Here is a 24912-nt window from a genome sequence, read left to right as displayed (position 1 = left end):
TCTAAGCGGTGTTATTCTTTCTCTCCGCCGGCTGCAAAATCTGATGGATGCTCAAATGATAGAGGCCCAAGCTTCTCTGTCCGGATTTCCCGGATGATCAGCTCTGCGACTTTATCATAATCGACTTCGCCCCCGCCCATTAAGCAGCCCCTCAGCCTTCCGATTTTATCAAAGGCTTCTACCGCTTCCGCAGGGAACTCTTCAAGGCTGTATCTTTCCAGCAGCCTTCCAGGATAGTGCTTTTCAAGAAACTTCAGTGCATAAATGGCAATATCATGCAGGTTTAATAGCGTATCTTTTATCGCTCCTGATAGAGCCAGCTTGAGGCCCACTTCCTGGTCTTCAAATTTCGGCCATAAAATTCCCGGTGTATCCAGGAGTTCCATTTCCTTGCCGGCCTTGATCCACTGCTGGGCCTTCGTCACCCCTGGCATATTCCCTGTTTTGGCAATATTTTTCTTTGCCAGGCGATTGATGAGCGTTGACTTTCCGACGTTCGGGATTCCGACGATCATTCCCCTGATCGCCCTGGGCTTTACACCTTTCGCTCTCATCCGGTCAAACTTTTCCTTCAATATTTCCTGCGCTGCAGAGGAGATATCCTTCATGCCGGATCCTGCCTGTGAGTTGATGGCCAGCGCTTTGATCCCTTTATCGCTAAAATAGCGGATCCATGCCCTTGTGGCTTCTTTATCTGCCATATCGGCCTTATTCAGGAGCACAAGCCTCGGTTTATGCTGGATGATTTCGTCGATCATCGGATTTCTTGAAGACTGCGGCAGGCGCGCGTCAACAAGCTCAAAAATAATATCAACAAGCTTCAGCTTTTCTGTGACTTGCCTGCGGGCTTTTGCCATATGCCCTGGAAACCATTGTATTGTCAAGGCTGCCACCCTTTCTGACTCATAATAATTGCTATTTTACGATGCGGAAATCCTCGAGAGGCCAATAGATGATGTTTGTATCTCCCAGTACCTTCTCCATCGGGATGGTGCCGATATGGCGGCTGTCCTTGCTGTAGCGCCGGTTATCGCCCATTACAAAGAGATGGCCCTCAGGCACTGTCTCCTGCCCGATTTTATCTTCAAGTGTAAAAGGCTCTGTCAGCGGCCCATCGATGACCTCTTTCTTGTATTCATCAAGATACGGCTCCTCGACCGCTTCGCCATTTACATATAAGATATCATCTTTGTATTCGATCCTGTCACCCGGCAGACCGATCACCCTTTTTATGTAATCCTTATTTTCCGGGGCGTGGAAGACGATGATGTCAAATCTCTTTGGTTCGCCAAGTTTATATGAGAACTTATTTACGATCATCCTGTCCGTATCATGCAGCGTAGGCATCATCGACAGCCCATCCACCACAATCGGGGCGAATAAGAAATAACGGATGACGGCCGCGAGCAGCACAGCGATGATCAGCGCCTTTGTCCATTCCCAGAATTCACTCTTGCTCTTTCCCATGTTTGTTCCCACCAATCTCTGCTAAAAAATATAATCCAGCGTCATACTGATAATTTGCATGATTCATTCTTTACATTGACATTTTCTCACTGCAATAAACACGATGGGATGTATAATTCCTAGTATTGGCCTATTTTCTGCCATTTAAGCCCCCGGCACTTCCAGAGCCTGAGATAATCCGGAAGTCAGCCCGTTCGGCTGCATAAGGAGATCGGGTGAAAAAAAGCAAAACGAAAAAACCCGGCTGGCGCCGAGTTTGGCCAAGGCCGGATCCGGCTGATTAGCACGTCATACTTAACGCTTTCATGTGAAAAAGGAGCTTGATATACAAGCTCCTTCTTCGCAATTGGCGATGCAGAGAGCACCGCCGCTTTACTATTATCGGATTTCTTTGATACGAGCTTTTTTACCGCGCAGGTTACGCAGGTAGTAAAGTTTCGCACGGCGTACTTTACCGCGGCGGATAACTTCAAGCTTCGCAATTTTTGGTGTGTGTACAGGGAATGTACGCTCAACGCCTACACCATAAGAAACTTTACGTACTGTAAAAGTTTCGCTGATTCCACCACCACGACGCTTAATTACAACACCTTCATACACCTGAACACGTTCACGTGTACCCTCGATAACTTTAACGTGTACACGTACAGTATCACCAGGACGGAACGCAGGAACATCAGCGCGAAGCTGTTCTTTTGTAATTTCTTCGATTAATTTATGCATCGTTTTCAACTCCTTCCAACAGATGCTCTTGCACAGACTTTCTTTATTGCAGCGGAACATCGTTATAAGACCAGGCCGATCAATCAGCCCAAGCCACAAAAACTATCATAACATAAACAGCGCCTGTCATCAATAGCTAATATGCTCTTTTTTTATTTCTTCAAGAAGGCGGGCCTGCTCTTTTGTCAGCTCTGCTTCTTCAAACAGATCCGGGCGGCGGAGATAGGTCCTTTTCAAAGACTCTTTCATCCTCCACTCATCAACAAGGCGGTGATTGCCTGAGGTCAAGATATCAGGCACCTTCATCCCCCTGAAGTCCGCCGGCCGTGTATAATGCGGATGCTCCAGAAATCCGGTGCTGAACGAATCCTTCATATGGGACTCTTCATTTCCGAGTACACCCGGGAGAAGGCGGACGATGCTGTCAATCAGCACCATAGCCCCCAGCTCACCCCCGGTAAGCACGAAATCGCCGATGGAGATTTCATCTGTCACAAGATGCTCCCTTATCCGTTCATCGTAGCCTTCATAATGGCCGCACACAAAAATCAAATGATCGAGGGATGAAAGCTCCTCCGCCTTTTTCTGGGTATACCGCTCACCCTGGGGGCATAGGAGGACCACTCTCGGCTCCCCGCCGCCTGCGTTGACCTTTAAGTCCGCAACCGCGTCAAATATCGGCTGGGGCTTCAGCACCATGCCGGCTCCCCCGCCATAAGGATAATCATCGACCGTTTTATGCTTGTTGTCGGCATAGTCCCTGAAATTGACGACATTGTAGCTGACGGCATTATTTTCTTCTGCCTTCTTCAGGATGCTGTGGCCGAAAACACCGCCGAACATCTCAGGAAATAAAGTTAGTACATCGATCTTCATCATGACAGCAAGCCTTCCATCGGTTCAATGATGACGGTTTTTTCTTTCACATCCACTTTTTTGACAACTTCCTCGATATAAGGGATCAAAATATCTTTCTGTCCCTTTTTGCTGACCACCCATACATCATTGGCGCCAGGAGTCAGGATTTCCGTTATTTCCCCTATTTCCGCTTCATCAATCGTTTTGACTGTACAGCCGAGGATTTCATGGAAATAGTATTCATTCTCCTCAAGCTGCACCAGCTGATCTTCAGAAACCTTCAATATGCCGCCTTTAAGCTTTTCGGCTTCATTCAAGCCGTCAAGGCCTTCAAACGTCAGCAGATCAAACGATTTATGCTGTCTGTGTGTTTTTACTGTCAGCTTCACCGGTTCCTTTGATCCGGCCATAAACAAAAACAAATGGCGTCCGGCCTTATAGCGCTCTTCCGGAAAATCGGTGCGCGATACGACCCTGACTTCGCCCCTGACACCATGTGTATTGACAATCTTGCCTACATTGAACCACTTTTCCATCTTTGCCGATCACCTCTAGCGTATTTCTTTTACGATTCCATCTTCAATGATGATGGTTTTGTTTGCGGATACCTCATCCCAGGCGTCGCCAATGCCGATCTCCACGACAGCCTGAACTTCTTTTTCCTTCAGTTCACTGCCTAATGGTAGCATATGTAGTTGTTCGATTTGAAACTCCAGCAGCTTGATCTTTTCTTTGCGCCTGCCTGTTTCTTTTTCAAAATTGGCAGTCAGGCTTGCCTGCTGGAACTTTTTCGACTTCTCTATCTTTTTCGCTTCAAAGCGAAGCTGTTCGCATTCTTTTAAAAGCTGCGTTTTTCTTTCCATATAAGTTTCAAGAAGCTTCCTTTTGCTTTTTTCGGTTAGAATCTGTTTTACTGTGGCGGTTTGAAGTATTTTCACCCTTAAGCCTCCTTCAGCATCCTGGTACCGAACCTACTTATAAAAGCTTCTGAATGGGAAAAAAAGGAGGGGATCCCCCTCCTTTTTCTAATTCCTCCGGCTATGCCTCGGGAAAGGCTCATTCAGTTATTTCCATGAAAATTCTTTTTTGCTGTGATGATCCTGCTGCATATACAACAGTCCGTATCGATTTAGCGACGCGCCCTTGCTTCCCGATCACTTTTCCCATGTCATTCTTGTTGACAGAAAGCTGATAGGTAACGCGGTGGTCATCTTCCCGGACATCCACCCGGACGTCTTCGGGAAAATCAACCAGGGGCTTAACGATCGTTTCGATAAGCTCTTTCATCACGAACAGAATTACTTGCCGTTCTTAGCGTTATGGAATTTCTCCATAATGCCTTCTTTAGAGAACAGGTTGCGTACTGTGTCAGAAGGCTTAGCGCCATCGTTCATCCATTTAAGAGCAAGCTCTTCGTTGATTTCAACCTTAGCAGGCTGTGCAACTGGATTGTAAGTTCCAACTGTTTCAATGAATCGTCCGTCACGAGGAGAACGAGAATCTGCTACTACAATACGATAGAAAGGGGATTTTTTAGCTCCCATACGTTTTAAGCGAATTTTTACTGCCATGTTAAATAAGCACCTCCGAATAGTTTCACACAAGATAGTATAATATCAATAGATAAATGGTTTGTAAAGTGTTTTTTCTTTACATGTTATAAAAACTTGATTTCCACGGCTGTTTCCCTGTGCTTTAAAGCACGCGGGGACACTATTTCCAGGCGCAGAATGACAAATCTTAAAACGGATTGAAAGGCAGCTTGAAGCCTTTTTTCTTGCCCTTTTGCTGAATTCCTGTCATCTGCTTCATCATTTTTTTCATATCCTCGAACTGCTTGAGGAGACGGTTCACTTCGGGCACGGTCCTGCCGCTGCCCTTCGCAATCCTCTTCCGGCGGTTCGAGTTGATGATTTCCGGATGCGTCTTTTCTTCTTTTGTCATCGATTTGATGATGGCCTCTACATGCGCGATCTGCTTTTCGTCGATCTGCATGTTATTGAGCCCCTTGATTTTGTTGGCACCGGGCATCATTTTCAGGATTTCATCCAGCGGCCCCATACTGCGGACCTGGCCCAGCTGGTCAAGGAAGTCATCAAAGGTAAAGGAAGCTGTCCGCATTTTCTTTTCGAGCTCTTTGGCCTTTTCTTCATCAACGTTGGATTGGGCCTTCTCGATCAGGGTGAGAACATCTCCCATCCCAAGTATCCGGGAGGCCATTCTTTCCGGATGGAAGGCTTCAATCGCATCCATCTTTTCCCCGAGTCCGACGAATTTGATCGGCGTACTGGTAACGGAACGGATGGACAGCGCAGCACCACCGCGCGTATCGCCGTCAAGCTTTGTGAGGACAACGCCTGTCAATCCCAGCTGCTCATTGAAGCTCTGGGCGACATTCACGGCATCCTGCCCTGTCATCGCGTCAACGACAAGGAAGATTTCATCCGGATTTGAAAGCTCTTTGATTTCTTTGAGCTCATCCATGAGGGCTTCATCCACATGAAGGCGCCCAGCCGTATCGATCAGCACATAATCATGATGGTCTTCCTTCGCCTTGGCGATGGCCTGCCTTGCTATCTCAACAGGCGATACCTGGTCGCCGAGCGAAAATACAGGCATATTGATCTGTTTGCCAAGCGTTTCAAGCTGCTTGATGGCAGCCGGACGGTAGATGTCCGCAGCCACCAGCAGCGGATTGCGGTTATGCTTTTTCCGGAGCAGGTTGGCAAGCTTCCCTGTGGTGGTCGTTTTACCGGCCCCCTGAAGACCGACCATCATGATCACAGTCGGCGGACGGTTTGACACGGCAATTTTGCTCTGCTCCCCGCCCATCAGCTCGGTAAGCTCCTCTTTAACGACCTTTATGACCTGCTGTCCCGGTGTTAGACTTTTTAAAACTTCCTGACCGATTGAACGTTCGCTGACCTTTTTCACAAACTCTTTGACAACTTTAAAGTTAACGTCAGCTTCCAGAAGGGCAAGGCGGACTTCACGCATCATTTCTTTGACATCCGCTTCGGTTACTTTCCCTTTGCCGCGGATCTTCTGTATTGTATTTTGCAGTCGGTCGGCTAATCCTTCAAATGCCATAAACGCCGCCTCCTAATCTAATTTCTCTAGCTCAGCCACTGCTTCCATCAAGCTTTGACGGGAAGGGCTTCCTTCTTCAAGAAAAGTTTTCATTTCACGAATAAGTATGCTGCGCTGTTGAAATTTCTGAAATAACAGCAGCTTTTCTTCATATTCCTCCAGCATCGCTTCTGTACGCTTAATATTGTCGTACACCGCCTGCCGGCTGACGTCATATTCCTCGGCAATCTCCCCGAGGGAATAATCATCCAGATAGTATAGGGACATATAGCTGCTCTGCTTCGGCGTCAACAACGACTGATAAAAATCATACAAATAATTCATCCTCGTCGTCTTCTCCAGCATAGCTCATTCCCCCTTGTTAAGTGAAAAGCCTTTACAATAAATCAGTTTACACACAACCACAATTCCTGTCAAGGAAATCCGGGCTCTGCGGGCTTTGTCAGCTTTTCCTCTTTTTGGCTTCCAAAAGGCGCTTCATCCTCTCTTCCCGCTCATCCGGGCTGATGCTTGTTTCTCCGGAGCGTCCTTTAGGTTTCCGGACCTCAGTCTGCCGCCCGGCGGGTTCTGCTTCCTGAGCGCGGGATTCCGGAACCTGGACACCTTTCTGCCGGTCAGCCGCCATCCGCTTGGCTGTGGCTGTTTTCTCTAATGGCCTGCTTCTATCGGCCCCTGCAGCCTTTTTAGTCCTTCGTCTGTCCGGAACCAGCTTCAGCCCGAACCTCCTGGCCGCTATCTCGGCAAAGAAGAGCAGGAACGCCGCGAGGAGGAGCCATTCGCTGATTGCGGTTTTTTCAAAGCTTCCTGCCTCAAGCGGACGGAATGCTTCCTGGCCATTGTTCAGCCGCTTTCCGCCAGTTAAAGATGATATCTCCTTAAGAAGCCCTTCATTTTCTTTTTGCATTAAATATTCTTCTGAATAAGGGAGAGTAAAGCCTGTTTTATAGGCCGCCGTTTCTCCTGATGCGGTTTTCTGGCTGATGTTGACATAAAACATGCCAGGCTCTGACGGCATTTTAATTTCGTACTTGCCAGGAGCAGCCAGTTTAGTGCTGGCATCGATTTTTTTCCCTTTATCTGAAACAACAGCTATTTCTGCCGGCAGGGCAGCTTTGCTGCTTCCTTCAAGCAAAACAACCGTTTCTTCGTTGTCTCTCCGGACCGAAAGGCTGAAAGGTTCGCTCTCGTATTTTGGGAGAGAAATGCTGGCGAGTTTATTGATGAACTGCGGCCACTTTTCCCAGCGGGCCCAGTCCCCCGACCATTTTCCGCTTATATCCGATGTAAAGGCGATCGTATGCCCGATGCCATACTGCCATTCAGCAAGGATTGGATCTTCTTTCTCACTGAGAAGAGGAACCTCTGCACCCTGTTTGGCTTCAGAAGCAATATAGGCATTCATCTGCGGAACGCCGCCTGCAAAGAAATCGCCCCATTCCGGATACGGCTGCAAAGATGGATAAAAAGGATTATCTTCGATATATGTTCTCGTCGCCATGACGGTTTCCCTTGATAGAATGCTCGGGATCACCGAGGAGTCCGTGACATCATAGAAGCGCCCGGTCCCGAGCGAAGCCAGCTCCTCCAGCAGATTCCGGTCGGCGTCGCTTCCAAGCGCCACCGCTGATAGAGTAATATTGTTTTCTTTCCCGGTTTCTATCATGCTTTCATAATCCGCGCTCCGGGCAGACTGCCCGTCTGTCAGGAGGATGATATGCTTCCGCTGAAGCTTAAGGTTCTCCAGTTCTTCGTACGCCTTTTCTAGGGAAGGGAAGATTTCCGTGCCTCCCCCTGGAGTGACGGAGCCGATTTTATCCACAGCCTCTTTTTTATTGTCAAGCGGTCCGGTTTCCACGATAACCCAAGGGCGGTCATCAAATGCTATGAATCCAAGTGTATCTTTTTCCCGCAGCAGTTCAACAGATCTTGCTGCCGCCTCTTTGGCCAGCTCCAGCTTGTTCCCTGCCATGCTTCCGGAACGGTCCATAACAATCATAAGGCCGAAGGAGGGCATTTCCTTCTTCCCTTTAATATCCATGTTGACAGGCAGCAGCTTTTCGATGGGAGTCTTGAAATAGCCCCCAAGCCCGAAGCTGTTCTCTCCTCCTGCCATAATAAAGCCGGAGCCGAATTCCTTTACAGCCTTTTCGATAAGCATCATCTGATTCTCGGAAACAACCGTTGCCGGGACATTATTGAAAATGATGGACTGATATGGAAGAAACCCGGAAAGAGAGGTAGGAAGCTTTTCCGGCACGATGGAATCCGCCAGAAGGCCGGATCCGTCCAGTATGTTTTCAAGCTGGCTTTTTTCCTGCTCTACAATCAGAACCTTGGGAGTCCCTTTAATATTGACTGCAGACTGTAGGGCATTGTTTTCTATGAATCCATCTCCTTCAGCAGAAATTTCAGCCTTGAATGCGGATAAACCTGTTTCTTCCGCTTTGTGCTTGAAAGCATAGATGTTTTTTCCTTCTTTAACCGTGATTCTTTCTTTCAAGACTTCCCGGCTGTTTACAGAAAGCCGTAAATCAGCTTCTTTTGCAGAATTGCTGTCTATCACAACTGTAATGGATGCTTCTTCACCTTCATATAAAGCTGGCGGGACTTCCAGGCTGGAAATGGACATATCCTCTTTCCCAGTGCTGTCCAGCAGGACATAATCAAGCGCGATCCCCCGATTCTTCAGGAGCTTTGCCGCTTCCCGGCTGCTGCCGGCGGTTTCCCTCCCGTCTGATAGAAGGACAATCCGCCCCGGGGTTTCCTGCGGGATGAGAGTCGAAGCCAGCTGGATGCCTGCTTCGAGATTTGTTTCCCCCTTTCCGCTGTCAGTACTGAATTCCCGTAGCTCCCCCTTGATGCTTGCCAGCGAGCTTTCAGCAGCGGCGGCTTCTCCAGCCGATATAACGGCGTAGGAATCTTCCTTGCCTTTGGACTGGATGCCTGCTTCAATGAAATCGAGCATATCTCCTTCCCTGCCCTGCATACTGGCAGAGCGGTCGGCAATGAAGACCACCGGCTTCCCCGGAGCTGGCAGCCTGATTGAAGGGACAGCAAGCGCCAAGGCAAGCAAAATGAAAACTGCAGCCCTCAGAACCGCTGCTTCCTTCCTGTTTTCCCTGCCGCCGCCCTTCACTGTCTTGATAAACAAAAATATAAGGAGCAGAGAAGGGATGATGAGCAAAAGCATATAAGGATGCTTAAATTCTATTCCCACGCCTGAACACCTCCCATTCTGCAGCTATCAGGATGAACGCGAATAATGCGAGCCAGAACCAAAGTCCATCCTGCTCTATTTCACTGTAGCCAACTGAAGCGCTTTGGTCATTCATCGTAAAAGAAGGGGCATGCCTGGCAGCTTTTTCCCTGTCATCGAGCAGGACAGAGAAAAAATAATGTTCTTCCCCTGCGGCAGCCTGATAGACTCCCGGCTTATAGGGGGCAGCAAAGTTTTCCTTCGCTAAATCGAGTGAATACAGGTTTTCGTTTTTATCATTGTAAATATCCCACTCCGCAGAACCGCCACCAGCATTGAGCCACTTCTCTTCCCCCGGTGAAAAATAGCCAAGAAAATCAGACTGGGCGGCCAGCCACTGATAGGCATTATACAGGAAGACCGGGAACCCCGGCTGTAAAGGCCAGTCAGTGTCGCTCAAGTCAAAATTGATTACCACAGCGGGCACCCCATTCTGTAACCCTTTCTGGATCAGAGGCCGCCCGCCTGACTCCAGGAGGGTATCCCAATCGCCTTTAAGCGGCTCATAGGAGGAATCTATGAAAATATTTTCTGCTCCCACATGTTCAAGAATCGGGTCATTAGCGGCTGCCGGCGGTTCTTCCAGCTTTTTCTGGCCAGTTTCCGCATTGAAAATGATTGCAGGCCTTCCCTCTGCCATCTTAAGGCTGCCGGCATCTGCAAGGTATATTCCTTCTTCTCCGGCGGAAGCCGTTGAAGGATCAGCCTGAACCAGTTCCGCGCCCCATGTTTCAAAGCCTTTCAGCACAAACGGACTGATGCCGCCTGCGGCGATCACCTTCCGGCTCTGTTCATTATAGATCGCTGTCAGCTCATTGTCGGCTTGATAAGGATCATCCGCCTTTATTTCTGCTTTATAGTACGGATGCTCGGGGAGGGCGGGAATCTGGATCACAGATTGCCCATTTGCTTCAATTTCCATTTTTTGTTCATACAGTACCTGGTCTTCGTATATAACCCGGAAGGAAAAAGCGGCTTCCTCCGCCGACTGGTTTTCAACCGCAGCCCCTCCGGCAATCCCCTCCCCTTCCCGGACAACACCAAAAGATAAAAGAGAAAGATTCTGCGCCTCTTCACCAAAATTATGGACCTCAGTATAATTTCCTTCATCCAGGGCTGCGGCTGCTTCTTTTTCAAGTCCGTCAGTAAATATGTAAATGGATGAATTCTCTGCATCTGCCAAAGAATTGGCCAGCTGCACGGCTTTTGCCATATTTTCATGCTCATAAGTGATTTCAAGAGCACTGATCGACTTTTTAACAGCAGCTTTTTCTTTTTCTCCGGACAGAAGGATTTCCGGCTTTTCCCCGGCTCTTATCAGAGTAACCTCCTGGCCGGACAGGCTGCCGGCAAGCGAAAGCATCTTCTCCCTTGCCTTCTCGAAAACCGGGTCGCCATCTCTTTCAGCCAGCATGGATGCAGAGGGGTCGACCACAAATATCAAGCGGCTCCCCTTTATTTCTTCACTGTGCCAAAAAGGCCGCACCAGCGCAAATATCAGCAGCAGGAGGGCGAGAAGCTGCAGCCAGAAAAGCAGATTCTGCTGAAGCTTCTGCAGCCAGGGAGATGCCTGCCATTCATTCACAGCCTCCATCCAAAGCATATTGGAAGGAATGATTTTCTCATCAAATTGCTTCCGGAAAAAGTAGAATAATATTAAAGCGATGATAAAAAAGCACAATAAAAAATAGAGCGGGTTAAAAAAAAGCATAATGTTTCACCTCAATTCAACATGCCTTTACCAGGCAGGATGCGCAGCAATAAGGTCTGAATATCCGTATCGTCAGTGATCGATACAAACCGCCCGCCATATTTCCTGCAAATCGTTTCCAGCTGCCTCCCATGCTCTTCCAGCCTTTTCTTATATCCGGCAGCAATCGCGGTATTCATACTGACATTTACCGAAGCTTTGCTTTCGCTGTCTATCAGCCTGATATCACCGCTGTATAATGGATCTGCTTCCTCCCGGGCCAGAATCTGCAGCAGCCAGAAATCCTGCTTCAAGGCCCCCATCCTCTTGATTGCCGCCTCAAGACCACTGAGCGGCTCCATAGTGTCGGTAATGATGATGGACAGCTGCTGATTTTTTTGCAGGAAAATGCTCAAGTGCTCTGCAAAACCTGCATTGGTTCCGGCACCTTCCAGCTTAAGGATTTCTGCATACACTTTTTTGCTGTAATTGGCTCCTTTTTTCCTGAGAGGGGCTGAACCGCCAGCAGGCAAAGCGGCAAAATAGAGCCGGTCGCCTCCTGTAAGTGCAATATAGCATAAGGAAGCTGCCAGTTCTTTTGCAAGCTTCCATCTTTGATCGATGCTTTGCATGGAAGATGAGGCATCCAGATAAACGGCAGCTGAAATCTCCTGTTCATCGAGAAATCGTTTGATATAGTGCTTTTGCGTTCGTCCATAGACATTCCAGTCGATTTGCCTGACATCGTCTCCAGGCTGATAGAGCCTGAAATCGGAAAATTCAAGAGAAGATCCGAAGCTGCTGGACTGCCTTGTCCCTTTATGGGCGCCGCGCTTTTTCGTTTTGACCTGCAGGCGCTTTTTCTGCAGCCTGGAAAGAAGCCCGCTTCCGTTATGCATGCCGGCCAGCCCAGACAGGATTCCTGGATTCAGCCAGGTCCCGGATGATGTCATCTGCCGTGATTCCGCTGCTGTCAGCTTCAAAGTTTACAATGAGGCGGTGGCGGAGCACCGGGAGCGCTGTCTTCCGCAAATCTCCCATAGAAACATGGTATCTTCCCTGTGACATCGCCCTTGCTTTCGCCATCATGATCAGGCTCTGCAGTCCCCTTGGCCCGCTCCCAAACTGGATGTACTGCCTGACCATTTCCGTAGCATCAGGCGAGTCTGGATGTGTGGCTGAAATGATCGACACAGCTGCATCTATGATTTCTTCACCTATTAAAATCTCCTTTGCCAAAGCCTGGATTTCCAATATCTCCTTTTTGGCTGCCGCCTTTTGCACCCTCGAAGGCCGGGTTCCTGTCGTCCTTATTACTATCTCTTTCAATTCTTCCTTTGTCGGGTATGAGACCTGGATTTTGCATATGAACCGGTCCAGCTGTGCTTCCGGAAGCGGATAGGTCCCTTCCATATCAATCGGGTTCTGCGTAGCCAGAACAAAGAATGGGTGGTCCAGCATTTTTGTCTCACCCATGATTGTCACTGTTTTTTCCCCCATCGCTTCCAGGAGCGAGCTTTGTGTCTTCGGCGTCGCACGGTTGATTTCATCTGCGAGGATGATGTTTCCGAATAATGGCCCTTCATGGAAAACAAAAGCTTGTTTCCCGCTCCCGTCAGGCTGCAGGAGCATGGTTCCCGTTATATCGGATGGCATGAGGTCCGGAGTGAACTGGATCCGCGAAAACTTCAGGTCCATGCTTTCCGATATCGTCTTGACCAGCATGGTCTTCCCCATGCCGGGGAGACCCTCAAGCAGTACATGGCCGCCGGCAATGATACTCCACAGCACCTGATCGATTACGTCCTCCTGCCCGACGATAAACGACCTGATTTCTTCCTTCACTTTATGCATGATAGCGGCCGCTTCAGTAAATTGGTTTGCTTTCTCTTCAATTGATTCCAAATTCCTCACTCCCCATCAGGATCTATGTTTGTAAAATAGTTCTTTACGATTTCTGCCAGTTCATCAGGAAGCTTGTAGCGCTCGGAGCTTTCACGGTAGGATCTTTCATAAGATTCATAGACTTCGCTGTACGGCCTGGCGCTCCCCCGCAGGATGGGGCCGGTTCCTTCGCTCTGTTCAGCCGGCCCCCCTTCGCCTAATTGGCCTGAATCAGTTTCCGTATTCTCCTGGCCTGTGATCCTTTCCGGCACAGTCAGGAGCTCCCTCGAGCCCTGGCCAAGGCCGGCTCCAGATCCGCTTCCGGATCCGGTGCCAGCCCCTGAACCTGAACCCGAGCCTGAACCCGAGCCTGAACCCGAGCCTGAACCTGAACCCGACCCTGAACCGCTTCCGGATCCATTCCCTGAGCTTCCTTTGCCGGGCTGCTGGCCGCCGCTGCCTGCGTTCTGGCCAGGATTCTGCCCTGTGCTATTCTGTCCAGGCGATGCTGAAAGAGCCAGCTGGCCGGGGTTCATCCCATTTGCAGACATCCTGCTATGGAGATTCGTCCCTGCCTGGCCGACTGCCTGCTGTGCGGCAGCGAGCCTGGACAATGCACCGGAGGAGTTTAATGCTTTCTCCAGCTGTTCTGCCAGTTTGGCAAGCTCTTCATCTGTCAAAGGCCCATCCTTTTGAGCCAGCTCCTGGAGCGCCTCTTTTTGGGCATCTGAAAGCTCTGCAGGATTTTTCTGCAGTTTCTTCAGTTCATCCATGGCTTTTTGCAGATCCTTGTCATCGAGGGCAGCTGCAAGGGAGCTTAACCCGGCATTATTAAGCCGGCTTTTAGCTTCTTCAAGCTTCCTTTGCCTTTCCTGTTCCTTCATTTTCTGCAGTTCCAGCGACTTGTTCTGTTTTTCAAGCTCTTTCAAAGCCTCTGCGGCAGAGTCAAGCTTGCTGATTTCCTTTGCCGTCTCCTCGATCAGCTTCCGTGTTTCCGGATCCTTTTCTTTCTCTGCTTTTTCCAAAAGCTCTTCTTCAGCTGATTCTACAATTTCCTTCTCTTTGTCAAGCTGGCTTGCTTCTTCCAATTTTGCGCCGGGAAGATAAGCAGCGGCTGAAACTGCCAGAAAGACAGCCATCGCTCCGAGGATCCATTTAGGATAAAAGAACTGCTTTTTCCGTTTCAATACAGACTCGTGTTCCCTCTTCATAAAAGATAAGGCCTCTTCAAGCTGCAGCTGCTCCATCAGCCCCTCGCTGTCTAACAGTGAGTATGCCGTAAGCACCCTGTCATCAGGTACAAAGCAGTTGAAAACGGCAGCGGCCTCCCGAATGCCCGGCTTCCGGATCCAGAATCTGCAGAAAGATAACAATAGGGACGCAGCAGCAGCGGCATAAAGATATACCGGCAGATCTGTGATCACTACCGTCCGCGCCAAAAGCAGGACGAAAAGAATTGCGGCACCTCCGTAAAAAAGGAGAAGCTGAAGCTCCTTGAGGGCTGCTTTCAAGAGAAGCTGACGCCGGACAGGCTTCAGCAGATTAAAGAACTGCTCCCTGTTTTGTCTGGCCATAAGCTGACAACTCCTATCCTTTTTTCATATTTGGCCTTAGCTTTCTTATGCTGATCAGCAGCGCCAGCACAAAAATTACCGAGCTTGCGATCAGGTGGGCGATCCAGAGCGGAAATTCAATTCCTGTCTCATTGGCAAGCTCCCTCAGAAAGTCAGGTGTAAAAATGCCGAGAAGGACCATGGCAGGATTCAGCATGGCGGTAAAATAAGCAAACGGGCTGTCTGTCTGCACATTTGGATTCATATGTCCTAACTGCATCAATATCATCGTCAGAAATGCTGTTCCCCCGACCAGAAAAAGCGTTGCCCCATAGGTTGTAACCATGGAAACGACTGTTTTTCTGATCAGGGTCGAAAACAATACGCCAAGGCTGCCGTAAACCATGATTGTAAAGATATAGAACCCGAGTGTCAGGGCCACCTGTCCAGGCGAAACACCTCCAAACAGGAATACGATGCTGTACAGCGGAAGGCTTGCAATGATAAGCAGGAGCAGGAAGGAAATAGCAGATACGAGCTTGCTGATGATGATGCTCGCGGAGCTCTGCGTCGTCGTCAGCATGATATTTAGTGTCTGCCTCTCCCTTTCACTGCTGATGACCCCTGCTGTCAGCCCGGGTGTAATGAACAATATCAGGGCAAGCTGCAGGAAGGACAGCACAATGAACATCTCCCTGCTCTGATCAGGCTTAAAATAGCCCTGGCTGTTCGAAAGCATATTAATAAAAATGAAGCCCAAAATAATGACGCCTAAAGCCAGCAGGTAAAATAATACGCCGAGAAAGCTCTTGAACGAGCGGAACCGGAGTTTTATTTCTTTATTCAGCACAGGATTGACGGCGAAATTTTTCATGAAAGTTCCACTCCTTTCGTAATTTCCATGAAGACATCCTCAAGGTCAGTTTCGGCTTCTGCAAAGCTTGCAATCGAAAGACCGGCTTCTATCGCACTTTTCAGCAAGGCAATCTGCCCGGCATCATCGCCTTTATAGACAAACTGAAGTAAATTTTCCCCTTCCCCGGGCTTCAGCCCGCTCACCCCGGGATTGTCCTCAAAGAATGAAAAGGCTTTATGTACATCCTCAAGGACTTTCACCATGATCAGTTTTTCGCCGCGCAGCTTTGCCTGTATTTCTGTGACTGACCCCTCAGCTACCAGCACCCCTTGATCAATGATCCCGATCGTGTCGCACATTTCTGCAAGCTCCGGGAGGATATGGGAGGAGATGAGGATGGTCTTCCCCATGTTCTTCAGCTCCTTCAATATCTCCCTCATTTCCACGCGCGCCCGCGGATCCAGCCCTGAAGCCGGTTCATCCAGAATCAGGACTTCCGGGTCATGGATAAGGCTCCTTGCCAGACACAGCCTCTGCTTCATTCCCCTTGAGAGCAGATCAACGTAAGAATCGCGTTTATGCTCCAGATTCACCAGGTCCAGGAGCTGTGGAATGAGCTTTTTCCTTTCCTTGAAATCGATCCCATAGCTGGCGCCGTAAAAATGCAGATACTCTTCTGCCTTAAGCTGATCATAAACACCAAAAAAGTCGGGCATATAGCCAATTTGCCGGCGCACCATCTTCGGCTCTTTAGCGACATTATAGCCATTCACATAGGCGGTGCCCGATGTAGGAGCCAATAGTGTCGCCAGAATAGAGAAGGTGGTCGATTTGCCTGCGCCATTCTGGCCGACAAACCCGAATACCGACCCTTTTTCAATTTTAAGGTTCAGGCTGTTAAGGGCGGTAAATTTACCATATCTCTTTGTTAAATCAATAATCTCTATCATTAGGACGCCTCCCCTTTAATCGTAATTTTCGGCATCATGATCTGAGGGTCCTTCGATGTCTTGATAATGCGGACAACCACTTTTCCATCTTTGCCAATATAGCTGCCGATATTTTCCTGGATAGTGAGCTTAGAGTCGAACGGCTCCATTTTGCCAGATTCGTGGTTCAGTATGGCGTATTCTGCAAACTTGGTCTTCGCCGTTACGGACAGCTCACTGAATGTCAGGGATTTTGCTTTCACTTGTGCAGGAAGAGCTGCAATGAATTGGTATTCCCCATCATCAGCCATCATCTGATCTTTGCTGCCATTGACGTTCTTTTCGTAAACCATGCCCTGAACTGCCTCCAGGTCGGTATCTAGCACCTCATTGGACAGTGAGAACTGGCCTGTAAAATCAACTATTGCTTCAAATGGTTCAAAAATCAGGTTCAGGCTTGAGGTTTTTTCTTTTTTGGAAACGAGATCTGCCTCAATGACACTGTTCCTCGTGATTCCGGCAAGCATCGGGCCTTCCGCTGCCCCGCTTCCTGAAAAAAGGAATGCTGATGCAGCATAATCAAGCCTTTCTTTTTTCATCCGGTCAAGATCCTGGTTTGGGCCCGGATAGCCATAGCCTGAGCCAGACATATACGGAGCGGTGAGAAAGTCATTCTTCACTTTTTCGTCGACTTTCAGCGTTTCTCCTTTTTTCAGGCTGCCAATCTTGATTTTATTGCTGCCGGTCCAGATATAAAGCTCTTCAAAGTCATATGGATAGCCATTTGTTACTGTACCGGACAGCTGTTTATCCTTCAGCGTCAGATCAGCTCTCAGGCTGCCATCTTTGTCTGTTTGCGATTTGCCGAATATGGTCCTTGACGACCAGTATTCTACCTCATTGAAAACGATCTTCGTTTCCTTGCGGCTCTGTTCGATGACCCCGCCGCCTGAATGATCTGAGCCCGGTCTGTTCAGGGTGCTTGGTATCGCATTAAATTCCCCGCGCGGGACAGAAAATGCATATTCACCGCTTGTGTTTGAAAGCAGGGTCGCTGCCTGGATCCCGGCAAGCTGGCCATTCTCCGCTTTATAGACACCCAGCTGATTGACCTGAGGCTGGCCTAGCCTGTCTTTCGCCCCGATGCCAAAAATGACACCTGACATCAGCACGGCCAAGGAAGGGATGATCCACCAGGCATGCTCGCGTTTGTCCCGTTTTTTGAGAACAAAATAAAGGATTGGGACAATAACAACTAGATAGCCGATGAGCAGAATCAAAAGCTGGCCGATCGAAAAGCTGGAAGCAGGGAAATATTCATTGGCTTCAGCGAATTCATAAGTCAGCGGATCATAAATATCCGGTCCGTACTGGCTTCCTGCCGCAGATGGGGCAGGAACTGACTGCAGAACCCCGCCAAACCACCTGCTGTAGCCTGTCCAGGAAGACAGCGGCTCATCGCCGAGGGAAAAGGGAGTCTGCAGGATTGTACCTCTTCCATAATCCGATTTCACTGCTGCAGGAATTTTTCCGCTTAAGAACAAAATCTCCGCCTGCTCTTCCACAGGACCATAAAACATAGGGAGCTCCTTGAATGGAAGGTCTTTCTCTCCATTTTCCGCTAAAAAGGAGGCAGTCGACTTTCCTTCTGTTTCCGGCTTCATCGGCAGAAGCGGATAAAGGGCGCCCAGAGACTGGCTCGCATCAGGGGCTGCACCAGCAATCATGATTCCCCCACTGCTAATCCATTCTTTGATGGCATTTTGCTGCGACTCTGTAAGATCTGAGACGGCAAATTCGTCAATCAGAAGGTAGTCGAGCATTTCAAGTCCGAGCCCCTCTTCAGGCAGCTGTTCTTTTTTCAATTCCAGCGTCTCCACCGCTGCGGAGGGCAGGATCCTCAGCTCTTTCAGGCGGTCATAATCCTCGCTGAGAATGCCCATTGTCATTTCTCCGCCTTCTAGATATTTCGCCTTCAGCTTGCTGTCGCCGGAGAACTTGACTTTCTTCCCGTCCTTCCAGCTCCCTTTGTAAAGGTGGATCGCAGAAAGGTTCTGATAGGATGCCGGGTGGTCTTCGGAGTTGCCTGGTATTGTTAAATGAAAGGTTTTCACCGAATTCTCCGGCAGATCTGCCTTGATGCTGATGGCCCCGCCGGAGTTATAGGAAGGATGGAAATCGACCAATAGATCTCCACTGAAAGCCTCCCCGGTATTCTCAGCCCGGATCGTCAAAGGAAAGCCTTTTCCCCTTTTCACTTTTCCGTCCAGGCCTGCTTCTACTGTAATGCTGATGGCTGATGATGCTGCGGATGCAGGCTGATTTATGAAGAGAAACAGCAGCAGCGCAGCAATCACAGCGATGATTGCTTTTGTATGTATACGCAAAAAATACTCCCCCAGATTCTTATTCCACTACAATAGACGAACAGGAGCCGGCAAAAGTTTGCAATTATTGAAAAATAGATCTATTGCAGAATGTTGCCTTTCCGGCAAGCTGGGCCGGCTCATGTATAATAGACGAAATAAATCGGGATGTCCCTACAAGGAATGAGAAAAAAGACCAATTTTAAGCACAAAAAAACAGCCTGTATTTTGCAGGCTGTCAAATTATTAGAACTAGGATACTTTGCAGATAAGGAGTGTTGATTTGCGTTCCAGGCACTTCGCTTTCCGCGGGGCGGAGTTGAGCCTCCTCGCGCTGCGCGCTGTGGGGTCTCAACTTTTCCGCTATCTCCCGCAGGAGTCTTCGTGCCTTCCACTCCAATCAACTGGTTTTTTACAATTTTAAGGCAGGCGAGCAATTTAAGAAGGGAGGTCTTCCAATCTTTTTCACTAGCACATGAGTTACCTTTCTGAACAAGGGGGTGTTGATTTCCGCTCCAGGCACTTCGCTTTCCGCGGGGCGGAGTTGAGCCTCCTCGCGCTGCGCGCTGTGGGGTCTCAACTTTTCCGCTATCTCCCGCAGGAGTCTTCGTGCCTTCCACTCCAATCAACGTGTTCCAATTTTTTTGCAGCAAGTTTGTGCTTATTAAATAAAAGGAGAAGGGTAGCTCTAAAAAACTTTTCAATAGGATGCTAACTTAAACCGTATCCTTCTTCTCCAAACTGAAAGCAGCTGCATTTGCAGCTGCTGATCTCTTAACGTTTACTCTTCCGCATTCTCTACCATTTCAGCGAATAGTCCGTAGACATACCGTTCTGCGTCGAATTCCTGGAGGTCGTCCATTTTTTCTCCGAGGCCGACGAATTTGACGGGGATGTCAAGTTCCTTGCGGATGGCCAGCACGATGCCGCCTTTTGCGGTTCCATCGAGCTTTGTCAGGACGATTCCGCTCACATCAGTTGCTTCCTTGAAGGTTTTAGCCTGGATCATGGCATTCTGCCCTGTTGTTGCATCAAGGGTGAGCAATACTTCGTGCGGGGCGCCAGGGATTTCCCTTTCAATCACCCGCTTGACTTTTTCAAGCTCCTTCATCAGGTTGACCTTGTTCTGCAGGCGCCCAGCGGTATCGCAAAGAAGGATATCTGCATTCCTTGATTTCGCCGCCCTGACGGCATCAAACATTACAGCGGCCGGATCAGATCCTTCTGCCTGCTTGATGACTTCGACGCCGACCCGGTCGCCCCATACTTCAAGCTGTTCGATTGCCCCTGCACGGAAAGTATCCCCGGCGGCCATAAGCACTTTTTTTCCGTCCTGCTTGAACTTATGCGCCAGCTTTCCGATGGATGTTGTCTTGCCGACCCCATTCACACCGACGAACAGGATGACTGTCAGGTCGCCTTCCTGGATATTCAAAGCGGAAGATGCGTCCCCGCTCCCCTCATATATTTCAACCAGCTTCTCGGAAATGATGCTTTGCACACCTTGGGGGTCCTGTATGTTTTTGCGCTTCACTTCCATTCTCAGCTCTTCAACAAGCTCCATGACCGTGTCAAAGCCCACATCAGCCTGAATAAGGATTTCTTCGAGCTCTTCGAAGAAGTCCTCATCGACCTTCCTGTACCTCGCAACAAGATCATTGACCTTGCCGGAAAAATTATCCCTCGTTTTGGTCAGGCCATCTTTAAATTTTTCAGTCACTGTATCGGTTTGCTTCGTAATTTTATCTTTCAGTTTCTTAAAAAAACTCATTTGTTCACTTCCTTCTCAATCTTCAGTATGTATCGCCGGGAAAGGGGCGGGTATCCCCTTCTCCGGCAGATTTTGCCTGTCTATTGCGGGACAAGCTCGCGTGTTTCTTCAAGCCTGACTGAGACTAGCTTTGAAACACCTGATTCCTGCATCGTTACACCATACAGGACATCAGCTTCTTCCATCGTCCCTTTGCGGTGGGTGATGACGATGAATTGTGTTTCTTCGCTATATCTCTTCAGATATTGGCTGAAGCGCTGGACATTGGCTTCATCGAGCGCAGCCTCTACTTCATCGAGGATGCAGAATGGCACTGGGCGCACCTTCAAAATTGAGAATAGCAGCGCGATTGCCGTGAGCGCCCTCTCCCCGCCTGATAAGAGCCCCAGATTCTGCAGCTTCTTCCCTGGCGGCTGGGCGACAATGTCAACTCCTGTATTCAGGAGATCATCAGGCTGCGTCAGCTTCAGATCTGCCCGGCCTCCGCCAAACAGCGCCTGAAAGACAGATTCAAAATGGAATCTGATTCCTTCGAATGTCTGCTGAAATCTTTTTTTCATTTCAGCATCCATTTCATCAATCACCTGGAAAAGAGTGTCCTTCGCTTCCTGCAAATCATCTTTCTGTGCCAAAAGGAATTCATAGCGCTCTGATACGCGTTCATATTCCTCAATGGATCCGAGGTTCACTGTCCCAAGCTCCTCGATGGACAATTTGATAAGCTTGACCTTTTTCCGCGCTTCATCAGCAGGGATGCGGAGCGGATACTCCTCCCTGGCCGCTTCGAAGGTCAGCAGATATTCTTCCCTGAGATGGGCCAGGCGGTTATCGAGTTCAACATCCAGCCTGTTCAGCCGCACTTCCTCATCCTTCATGCTCTCAGTCATCCCTTTATGAAGGCGGCGGAGCTCCTTCGCTGACAGCTCCAGGTCTTCAAGTGTTTCCTGCAGCTTAAGGCGCTCTTCTTTCCTGGAAGAAATAAAGTCGATGGCTTCCTGCTTGTCCTTCAGCTTTTTCCTTGCCGCTTCCTCAAGCACTTCTTCGCCGGAAGAACTGCTGGTCAGCTCTGATGACAGCAGCGACAAGTCTTCTTTATAGGTCTGAAGCTTTTCGGATGTTTCGGCCAGATCCCCCTCAATGGCTGCGAAAGTATCTTTAGCGAAGTTCAGTTGCTCATTCTTGGACGCCAGTGTGATCTTAAGCTCGCCAATCATATCAAGCAGCGTCTCCTTGGAGGTCATCCTGGTGTTTTTCTGCTGTGTCAGGACCTCGATTTCCTCTTCCAGGCCTGAGATGCTTTTTTGCATCTTTTCAAGCTCAAGCTCGAGTTCAGCTTTCCTGGCTGAAAGCTTCTGCGACTCTTCGGCAGATTGCGACTTGTCCATATCATATAAGGATAGGCGTTCATTGATGTTTTTCTCAGCCATTTCAACTTCCCGGAGATCGCCCTTCAGGGAGTTTTCCTTCAGCCTCAGTTCTTCCCCGGACCTGCGCAGGCTTTCAATCAATTCTTCCTGTTTCTTGATGTCTCCCTTGACCCTTTTAACCTGCTCTTCCAGCAGCTGCGTTTTGGAATCCATTTCTGCCAAACGTTCTTTCAGCTCTTCCAGCTCTGTCTTCCGGCTGAGCAAAGAAGAAGACTTCTGCTTGACGGCGCCGCCTGTCATGCTTCCTCCCGGATTTACAACATCGCCTTCCATTGTGACAAACCGGCTTCTGTACTGGAGGATCTTTGCCATTTCATTGGCTCCCTTTAGATCCTTTGAAACTATGACATTGCCGAGGAGGTTTCTGATGACTTCTTCATACTTTGAATCATAAGATACCAGGTCAGCTGCAGCACCGATAAAGGATGGATGCTGCTTTAGCGATTGCAGCTGGCCCTGTGACAGCGACTTCCCTTTAATGACGTTCAGCGGCAGGAAGGTCGCCCGGCCGTATGAATGCTTTTTCAGGAACTGGATGGCGCTGCGGCCATTCTCTTCGTTCGCTACCACAACATGCTGCATCGCGCCACCAAGAGCGGTTTCAATCGCAGTCTCATACTGCTTCGGCACCGCAATCAGCTCGGCAATCGCCCCTTCAATGCCCTTGAGCGCACCGCCCCTTGCCTTCAGCACTTCTTTGACTCCCTGGAAGAAGCCTGAATAGTCCTCCTCCAGCTCTTCCAGCATGTCTTTGCGGGACTTGGCCTGCTGCAGATACTGATAAGCCTGGTAAAGAGTGGTTTCCTGCTTCTGATAGTTCGTTTTCAGCGATTCGGTCTTGGCCTGCTCATTCTTGAAAAGGCGGACCTGTTCCTCAAGCTCGCTCTGTATCTTTTCAAGCCTGCCAATGATTTCTTTCTTTTGGTCTTCTATCTGCTTTCGTTCTGCTAGGTACTTTTCATTGTCCGACTCAAGCCGGGTTGATCTTGCTCCCTGCTGGGCCAGCTGCTGGCCGATATATTGAAATTCATTTTTAAAAGCAGCCTGCCTGTTCAGCAATTCAATGTAATCACTCTTGAGGGAGTCGATTTTTTCTTCTGTATTTTCACTATAAAGTTTCAGCTCAGCCTGTTTTTCTCTCAGCTTTTTCTGAAGCTCAGCTGCCTCTTTCTGAAGAACATCGGCAATTCCCTGCTGCATTGCTTTTCTTTCTTTAAGAGAAGCTTCCTTTGCCCCCAGCTCTTCTATGTTTCTCTTCAGCTGTTCTTTATTATGAGAAGCATTTTTCTTTCGTTCCTTTAGGACCTCTTTCCTGCCCTCAAGCTTTTCCAGCTCCTCACTGGCACTAAGCAGCACACCCTGCAGATCATTGATGGACTCATCAAGATCTGCAATGCCTGCCCTTGCCACTTCGATTTCAGCTTCCTTTTCACCGATCGCACCGCCCAAAGCTTCTTCTTCCTTTTTCAGCTTTTCAAGCACGGCGGAAAGAGCTTCCCATTTTCCGTGAAGGTCTTCAATTTCAAAGGCAGTCAGGGCAACTTCAATTTTTTCCAGCTCTTCTTTTTGCTGCAGAAAGTCCTTTGCGATGGAAGACTGTATCTTCAGCGGCTCTACCTGGCTTTCGAGCTCATAGACGATATCATTCACCCTGTTCAGATTTTCCTGGGTTTCAAAAAGCTTGGCCTCTGCCTTTTTCTTCCTTGTTTTATATTTCAGGACACCGGCTGCTTCTTCAAAAATGCTCCTCCGGTCTTCTGCCTTGCTGTTCAGGATTTCCTCGACTTTCCCCTGGCTTATAATGGAGAATGCCTCCCGGCCAAGGCCGGAATCCATGAACAGGTCGATGATATCCTTTAATCGGCACGATTGGCTGTTAATATAAAATTCACTGTCCCCTGAGCGGTAGACCCTTCTCGTTACACTCACTTCATTATAATCAAGCGGGAGAAACTGGTCTTCGTTATCAAGGGTCAATGTCACCTCTGCAAAGTTCAGCGATTTCCTGCTGTCGCTCCCGGCAAAGATGATATCCTCCATTTTCGATCCTCTCAGGGACTTTGCGGACTGCTCGCCAAGCACCCAGCGGATGGAATCTGTAATATTGCTTTTGCCGCTCCCATTCGGGCCGACAACAGCTGTCACACCCGGGACAAAATCGACTGAGGATTTCTCGGCGAAGGATTTGAAGCCTGCTATATCTAGCCGTTTCAGAAACACTGCTATATCCCTCCTAGCTTCTCGGTTGATTTTCTTGGGATGATGGGTCATTCTGCAGATGGGATTTTAAAATCTCCAGCGCCATCTGGGCCGCATGCTGTTCTGCTTCTTTTTTCGATCTGCCTGTCCCGGTGCCAAGTTCATTCCCGGCCAAGGAAACACGCGAGACAAACTCCCTGCTGTGTGCAGGGCCTTTTTCCTGAAGGATTTTATATTCAATTGAACCTGCACCATCACGCTGGACGAGCTCCTGAAGCTGGCTTTTGAAATCCATCACATGAGAAAAAGCACCCGAATTGATTTTTGGAAAAACCGTCTGTTCTAAGAACTCAATGACTGTATCTATCCCTTTTTCCAGGTATAACGCACCTATAAACGCCTCAAACACATCAGCAAGCAAGGCAGGGCGCTCTCTTCCGCCAGTCATTTCCTCCCCTTTTCCGAGGAGGACGAGCTTTCCGAACTCAAGCTCGTTGGCAAAAGCAACAAGAGAGGGCTCGCAGACGACTGCAGCTCTCAGCTTTGTCAGCTCTCCCTCGCTCATCATGGGATATTTCTTGTATAAAAATTGGGATACAGTCAGTTCAAGTACGGCGTCCCCTAAAAATTCCAGCCGTTCATTATCTTCATACGGCTTTCTCCGATGCTCATTCACATACGATGAATGTGTAAAAGCCTGCTTCAGCAGCTTTTCATTCTCAAAAGAAATCCCGATCTGCTTCTGGAATTCCCTGAATTGCATTTCTGCCGCGCGGTATGCTTTTTTCTCTTGGTCTTTATTGTTCTTGCGCATATTGCCTCCACCTTGCTAATAGTTTACAT

The 24912-nt window shown here is 48.9% G+C and carries 21 protein-coding genes; all 21 read right to left on the bottom strand.

The features are described from left to right. Nucleotides 1-11: 11 nt before the first annotated feature. Nucleotides 12-884, bottom strand: a complete 873-nt coding sequence (ylqF, locus tag AC4E8B_RS09685) for a ribosome biogenesis GTPase YlqF (protein ID WP_490218535.1) — start codon at nt 882-884, stop codon at nt 12-14. 31 nt (nt 885-915) lie between these two features. Further along, complete coding sequence (gene lepB / locus AC4E8B_RS09680; protein ID WP_224903407.1) at nt 916-1467, bottom strand: signal peptidase I; 552 nt, start codon at nt 1465-1467, stop codon at nt 916-918. A gap of 378 nt (nt 1468-1845) precedes the next feature. Continuing rightward, nucleotides 1846-2190 (bottom strand): 50S ribosomal protein L19, encoded by a 345-nt coding sequence (gene rplS, locus AC4E8B_RS09675; protein ID WP_224903403.1) that lies wholly within the window; start codon nt 2188-2190, stop codon nt 1846-1848. A 129-nt stretch (nt 2191-2319) separates the two neighbouring features. After that, nucleotides 2320-3069 (bottom strand): tRNA (guanosine(37)-N1)-methyltransferase TrmD, encoded by a 750-nt coding sequence (trmD, locus tag AC4E8B_RS09670; protein ID WP_490218532.1) that lies wholly within the window; start codon nt 3067-3069, stop codon nt 2320-2322. Then, entirely contained in the window at nt 3066-3584 is a 519-nt protein-coding gene (gene rimM, locus AC4E8B_RS09665) for a ribosome maturation factor RimM (RefSeq protein WP_490218530.1), read from the bottom strand. Before rimM ends, trmD begins: the two co-directional genes overlap by 4 nt. Before the next feature lie 15 nt (nt 3585-3599). Next, on the bottom strand, nt 3600-3986 hold the full coding sequence (locus tag AC4E8B_RS09660; protein WP_490218528.1) for a YlqD family protein: 387 nt from the start codon (nt 3984-3986) through the stop codon (nt 3600-3602). Between the two features lie 118 nt (nt 3987-4104). Continuing rightward, the gene (locus AC4E8B_RS09655) at nt 4105-4335 is read right to left on the bottom strand and encodes a KH domain-containing protein (protein WP_490218527.1); all 231 of its coding nucleotides are present in this window, start codon (nt 4333-4335) and stop codon (nt 4105-4107) included. Between the two features lie 11 nt (nt 4336-4346). After that, entirely contained in the window at nt 4347-4619 is a 273-nt protein-coding gene (rpsP, locus tag AC4E8B_RS09650) for a 30S ribosomal protein S16 (RefSeq protein WP_009795931.1), read from the bottom strand. 169 nt (nt 4620-4788) lie between these two features. Next, nucleotides 4789-6138 carry a signal recognition particle protein gene (ffh, locus tag AC4E8B_RS09645; protein ID WP_490218525.1) on the bottom strand — a complete coding sequence of 450 codons (1350 nt, stop codon included), beginning with the start codon at nt 6136-6138 and terminating at the stop codon, nt 4789-4791. A gap of 12 nt (nt 6139-6150) precedes the next feature. Then, entirely contained in the window at nt 6151-6483 is a 333-nt protein-coding gene (locus tag AC4E8B_RS09640; RefSeq protein WP_490218523.1) for a putative DNA-binding protein, read from the bottom strand. 97 nt (nt 6484-6580) lie between these two features. Next, nucleotides 6581-9355, bottom strand: coding sequence for a VWA domain-containing protein (locus AC4E8B_RS09635; RefSeq protein ID WP_490218521.1), 2775 nt, complete (start codon nt 9353-9355; stop codon nt 6581-6583). Continuing rightward, entirely contained in the window at nt 9339-11105 is a 1767-nt protein-coding gene (locus tag AC4E8B_RS09630; RefSeq protein WP_490218519.1) for a vWA domain-containing protein, read from the bottom strand. Before AC4E8B_RS09630 ends, AC4E8B_RS09635 begins: the two co-directional genes overlap by 17 nt. 11 nt (nt 11106-11116) lie before the next feature. Beyond that, on the bottom strand, nt 11117-11983 hold the full coding sequence (locus AC4E8B_RS09625; RefSeq protein ID WP_490218517.1) for a DUF58 domain-containing protein: 867 nt from the start codon (nt 11981-11983) through the stop codon (nt 11117-11119). Then, entirely contained in the window at nt 11976-12989 is a 1014-nt protein-coding gene (locus AC4E8B_RS09620) for an AAA family ATPase (protein WP_490218515.1), read from the bottom strand. The genes AC4E8B_RS09625 and AC4E8B_RS09620 overlap by 8 nt, the downstream gene beginning before the upstream one ends. A 5-nt stretch (nt 12990-12994) precedes the next feature. Beyond that, a complete protein-coding gene (locus AC4E8B_RS09615; RefSeq protein WP_490218513.1) occupies nt 12995-14542 on the bottom strand; it encodes a DUF8809 domain-containing protein in 1548 nt (515 codons plus the stop codon). Between the two features lie 13 nt (nt 14543-14555). Beyond that, nucleotides 14556-15395, bottom strand: a complete 840-nt coding sequence (locus AC4E8B_RS09610; protein ID WP_490218511.1) for an ABC transporter permease — start codon at nt 15393-15395, stop codon at nt 14556-14558. Then, nucleotides 15392-16327, bottom strand: coding sequence for an ABC transporter ATP-binding protein (locus AC4E8B_RS09605; protein WP_490218510.1), 936 nt, complete (start codon nt 16325-16327; stop codon nt 15392-15394). Before AC4E8B_RS09605 ends, AC4E8B_RS09610 begins: the two co-directional genes overlap by 4 nt. After that, the gene (locus AC4E8B_RS09600; protein WP_490218508.1) at nt 16327-18693 is read right to left on the bottom strand and encodes a DUF8725 domain-containing protein; all 2367 of its coding nucleotides are present in this window, start codon (nt 18691-18693) and stop codon (nt 16327-16329) included. The genes AC4E8B_RS09605 and AC4E8B_RS09600 overlap by 1 nt, the downstream gene beginning before the upstream one ends. A 760-nt stretch (nt 18694-19453) precedes the next feature. Continuing rightward, nucleotides 19454-20443, bottom strand: coding sequence for a signal recognition particle-docking protein FtsY (ftsY, locus tag AC4E8B_RS09595; protein ID WP_490218506.1), 990 nt, complete (start codon nt 20441-20443; stop codon nt 19454-19456). Nucleotides 20444-20523: 80 nt separating this feature from the next. Further along, on the bottom strand, nt 20524-24090 hold the full coding sequence (smc, locus tag AC4E8B_RS09590) for a chromosome segregation protein SMC (protein ID WP_490218504.1): 3567 nt from the start codon (nt 24088-24090) through the stop codon (nt 20524-20526). 13 nt (nt 24091-24103) lie between these two features. Beyond that, entirely contained in the window at nt 24104-24883 is a 780-nt protein-coding gene (rnc, locus tag AC4E8B_RS09585) for a ribonuclease III (RefSeq protein WP_490218502.1), read from the bottom strand. Nucleotides 24884-24912: the final 29 nt, after the last annotated feature.

The organism is Bacillus sp. SRL543, from assembly GCF_984799205.1.
The sequence above is the reverse complement of the archived record's forward strand: the minus strand, read 5'-3'. Positions and strand labels throughout refer to the sequence as shown.

Bases quoted from the DNA above. Each gene is read 5' to 3' on its own strand.
- lepB (WP_224903407.1), bottom strand. From the start codon at position 1,467: ATGGGAAAGAGCAAGAGTGAATTCTGGGAATGGACAAAGGCGCTGATC.
- rplS (WP_224903403.1), bottom strand. From the start codon at position 2,190: ATGCATAAATTAATCGAAGAAATTACAAAAGAACAGCTTCGCGCTGAT.
- trmD (WP_490218532.1), bottom strand. From the start codon at position 3,069: ATGATGAAGATCGATGTACTAACTTTATTTCCTGAGATGTTCGGCGGT.
- rimM (WP_490218530.1), bottom strand. From the start codon at position 3,584: ATGGAAAAGTGGTTCAATGTAGGCAAGATTGTCAATACACATGGTGTC.
- AC4E8B_RS09655 (WP_490218527.1), bottom strand. From the start codon at position 4,335: ATGAAAGAGCTTATCGAAACGATCGTTAAGCCCCTGGTTGATTTTCCC.
- rpsP (WP_009795931.1), bottom strand. From the start codon at position 4,619: ATGGCAGTAAAAATTCGCTTAAAACGTATGGGAGCTAAAAAATCCCCT.
- ffh (WP_490218525.1), bottom strand. From the start codon at position 6,138: ATGGCATTTGAAGGATTAGCCGACCGACTGCAAAATACAATACAGAAG.
- AC4E8B_RS09640 (WP_490218523.1), bottom strand. From the start codon at position 6,483: ATGCTGGAGAAGACGACGAGGATGAATTATTTGTATGATTTTTATCAG.
- AC4E8B_RS09630 (WP_490218519.1), bottom strand. From the start codon at position 11,105: ATGCTTTTTTTTAACCCGCTCTATTTTTTATTGTGCTTTTTTATCATC.
- AC4E8B_RS09625 (WP_490218517.1), bottom strand. From the start codon at position 11,983: ATGCATAACGGAAGCGGGCTTCTTTCCAGGCTGCAGAAAAAGCGCCTG.
- AC4E8B_RS09615 (WP_490218513.1), bottom strand. From the start codon at position 14,542: ATGGCCAGACAAAACAGGGAGCAGTTCTTTAATCTGCTGAAGCCTGTC.
- AC4E8B_RS09610 (WP_490218511.1), bottom strand. From the start codon at position 15,395: ATGAAAAATTTCGCCGTCAATCCTGTGCTGAATAAAGAAATAAAACTC.
- AC4E8B_RS09605 (WP_490218510.1), bottom strand. From the start codon at position 16,327: ATGATAGAGATTATTGATTTAACAAAGAGATATGGTAAATTTACCGCC.
- ftsY (WP_490218506.1), bottom strand. From the start codon at position 20,443: ATGAGTTTTTTTAAGAAACTGAAAGATAAAATTACGAAGCAAACCGAT.
- rnc (WP_490218502.1), bottom strand. From the start codon at position 24,883: ATGCGCAAGAACAATAAAGACCAAGAGAAAAAAGCATACCGCGCGGCA.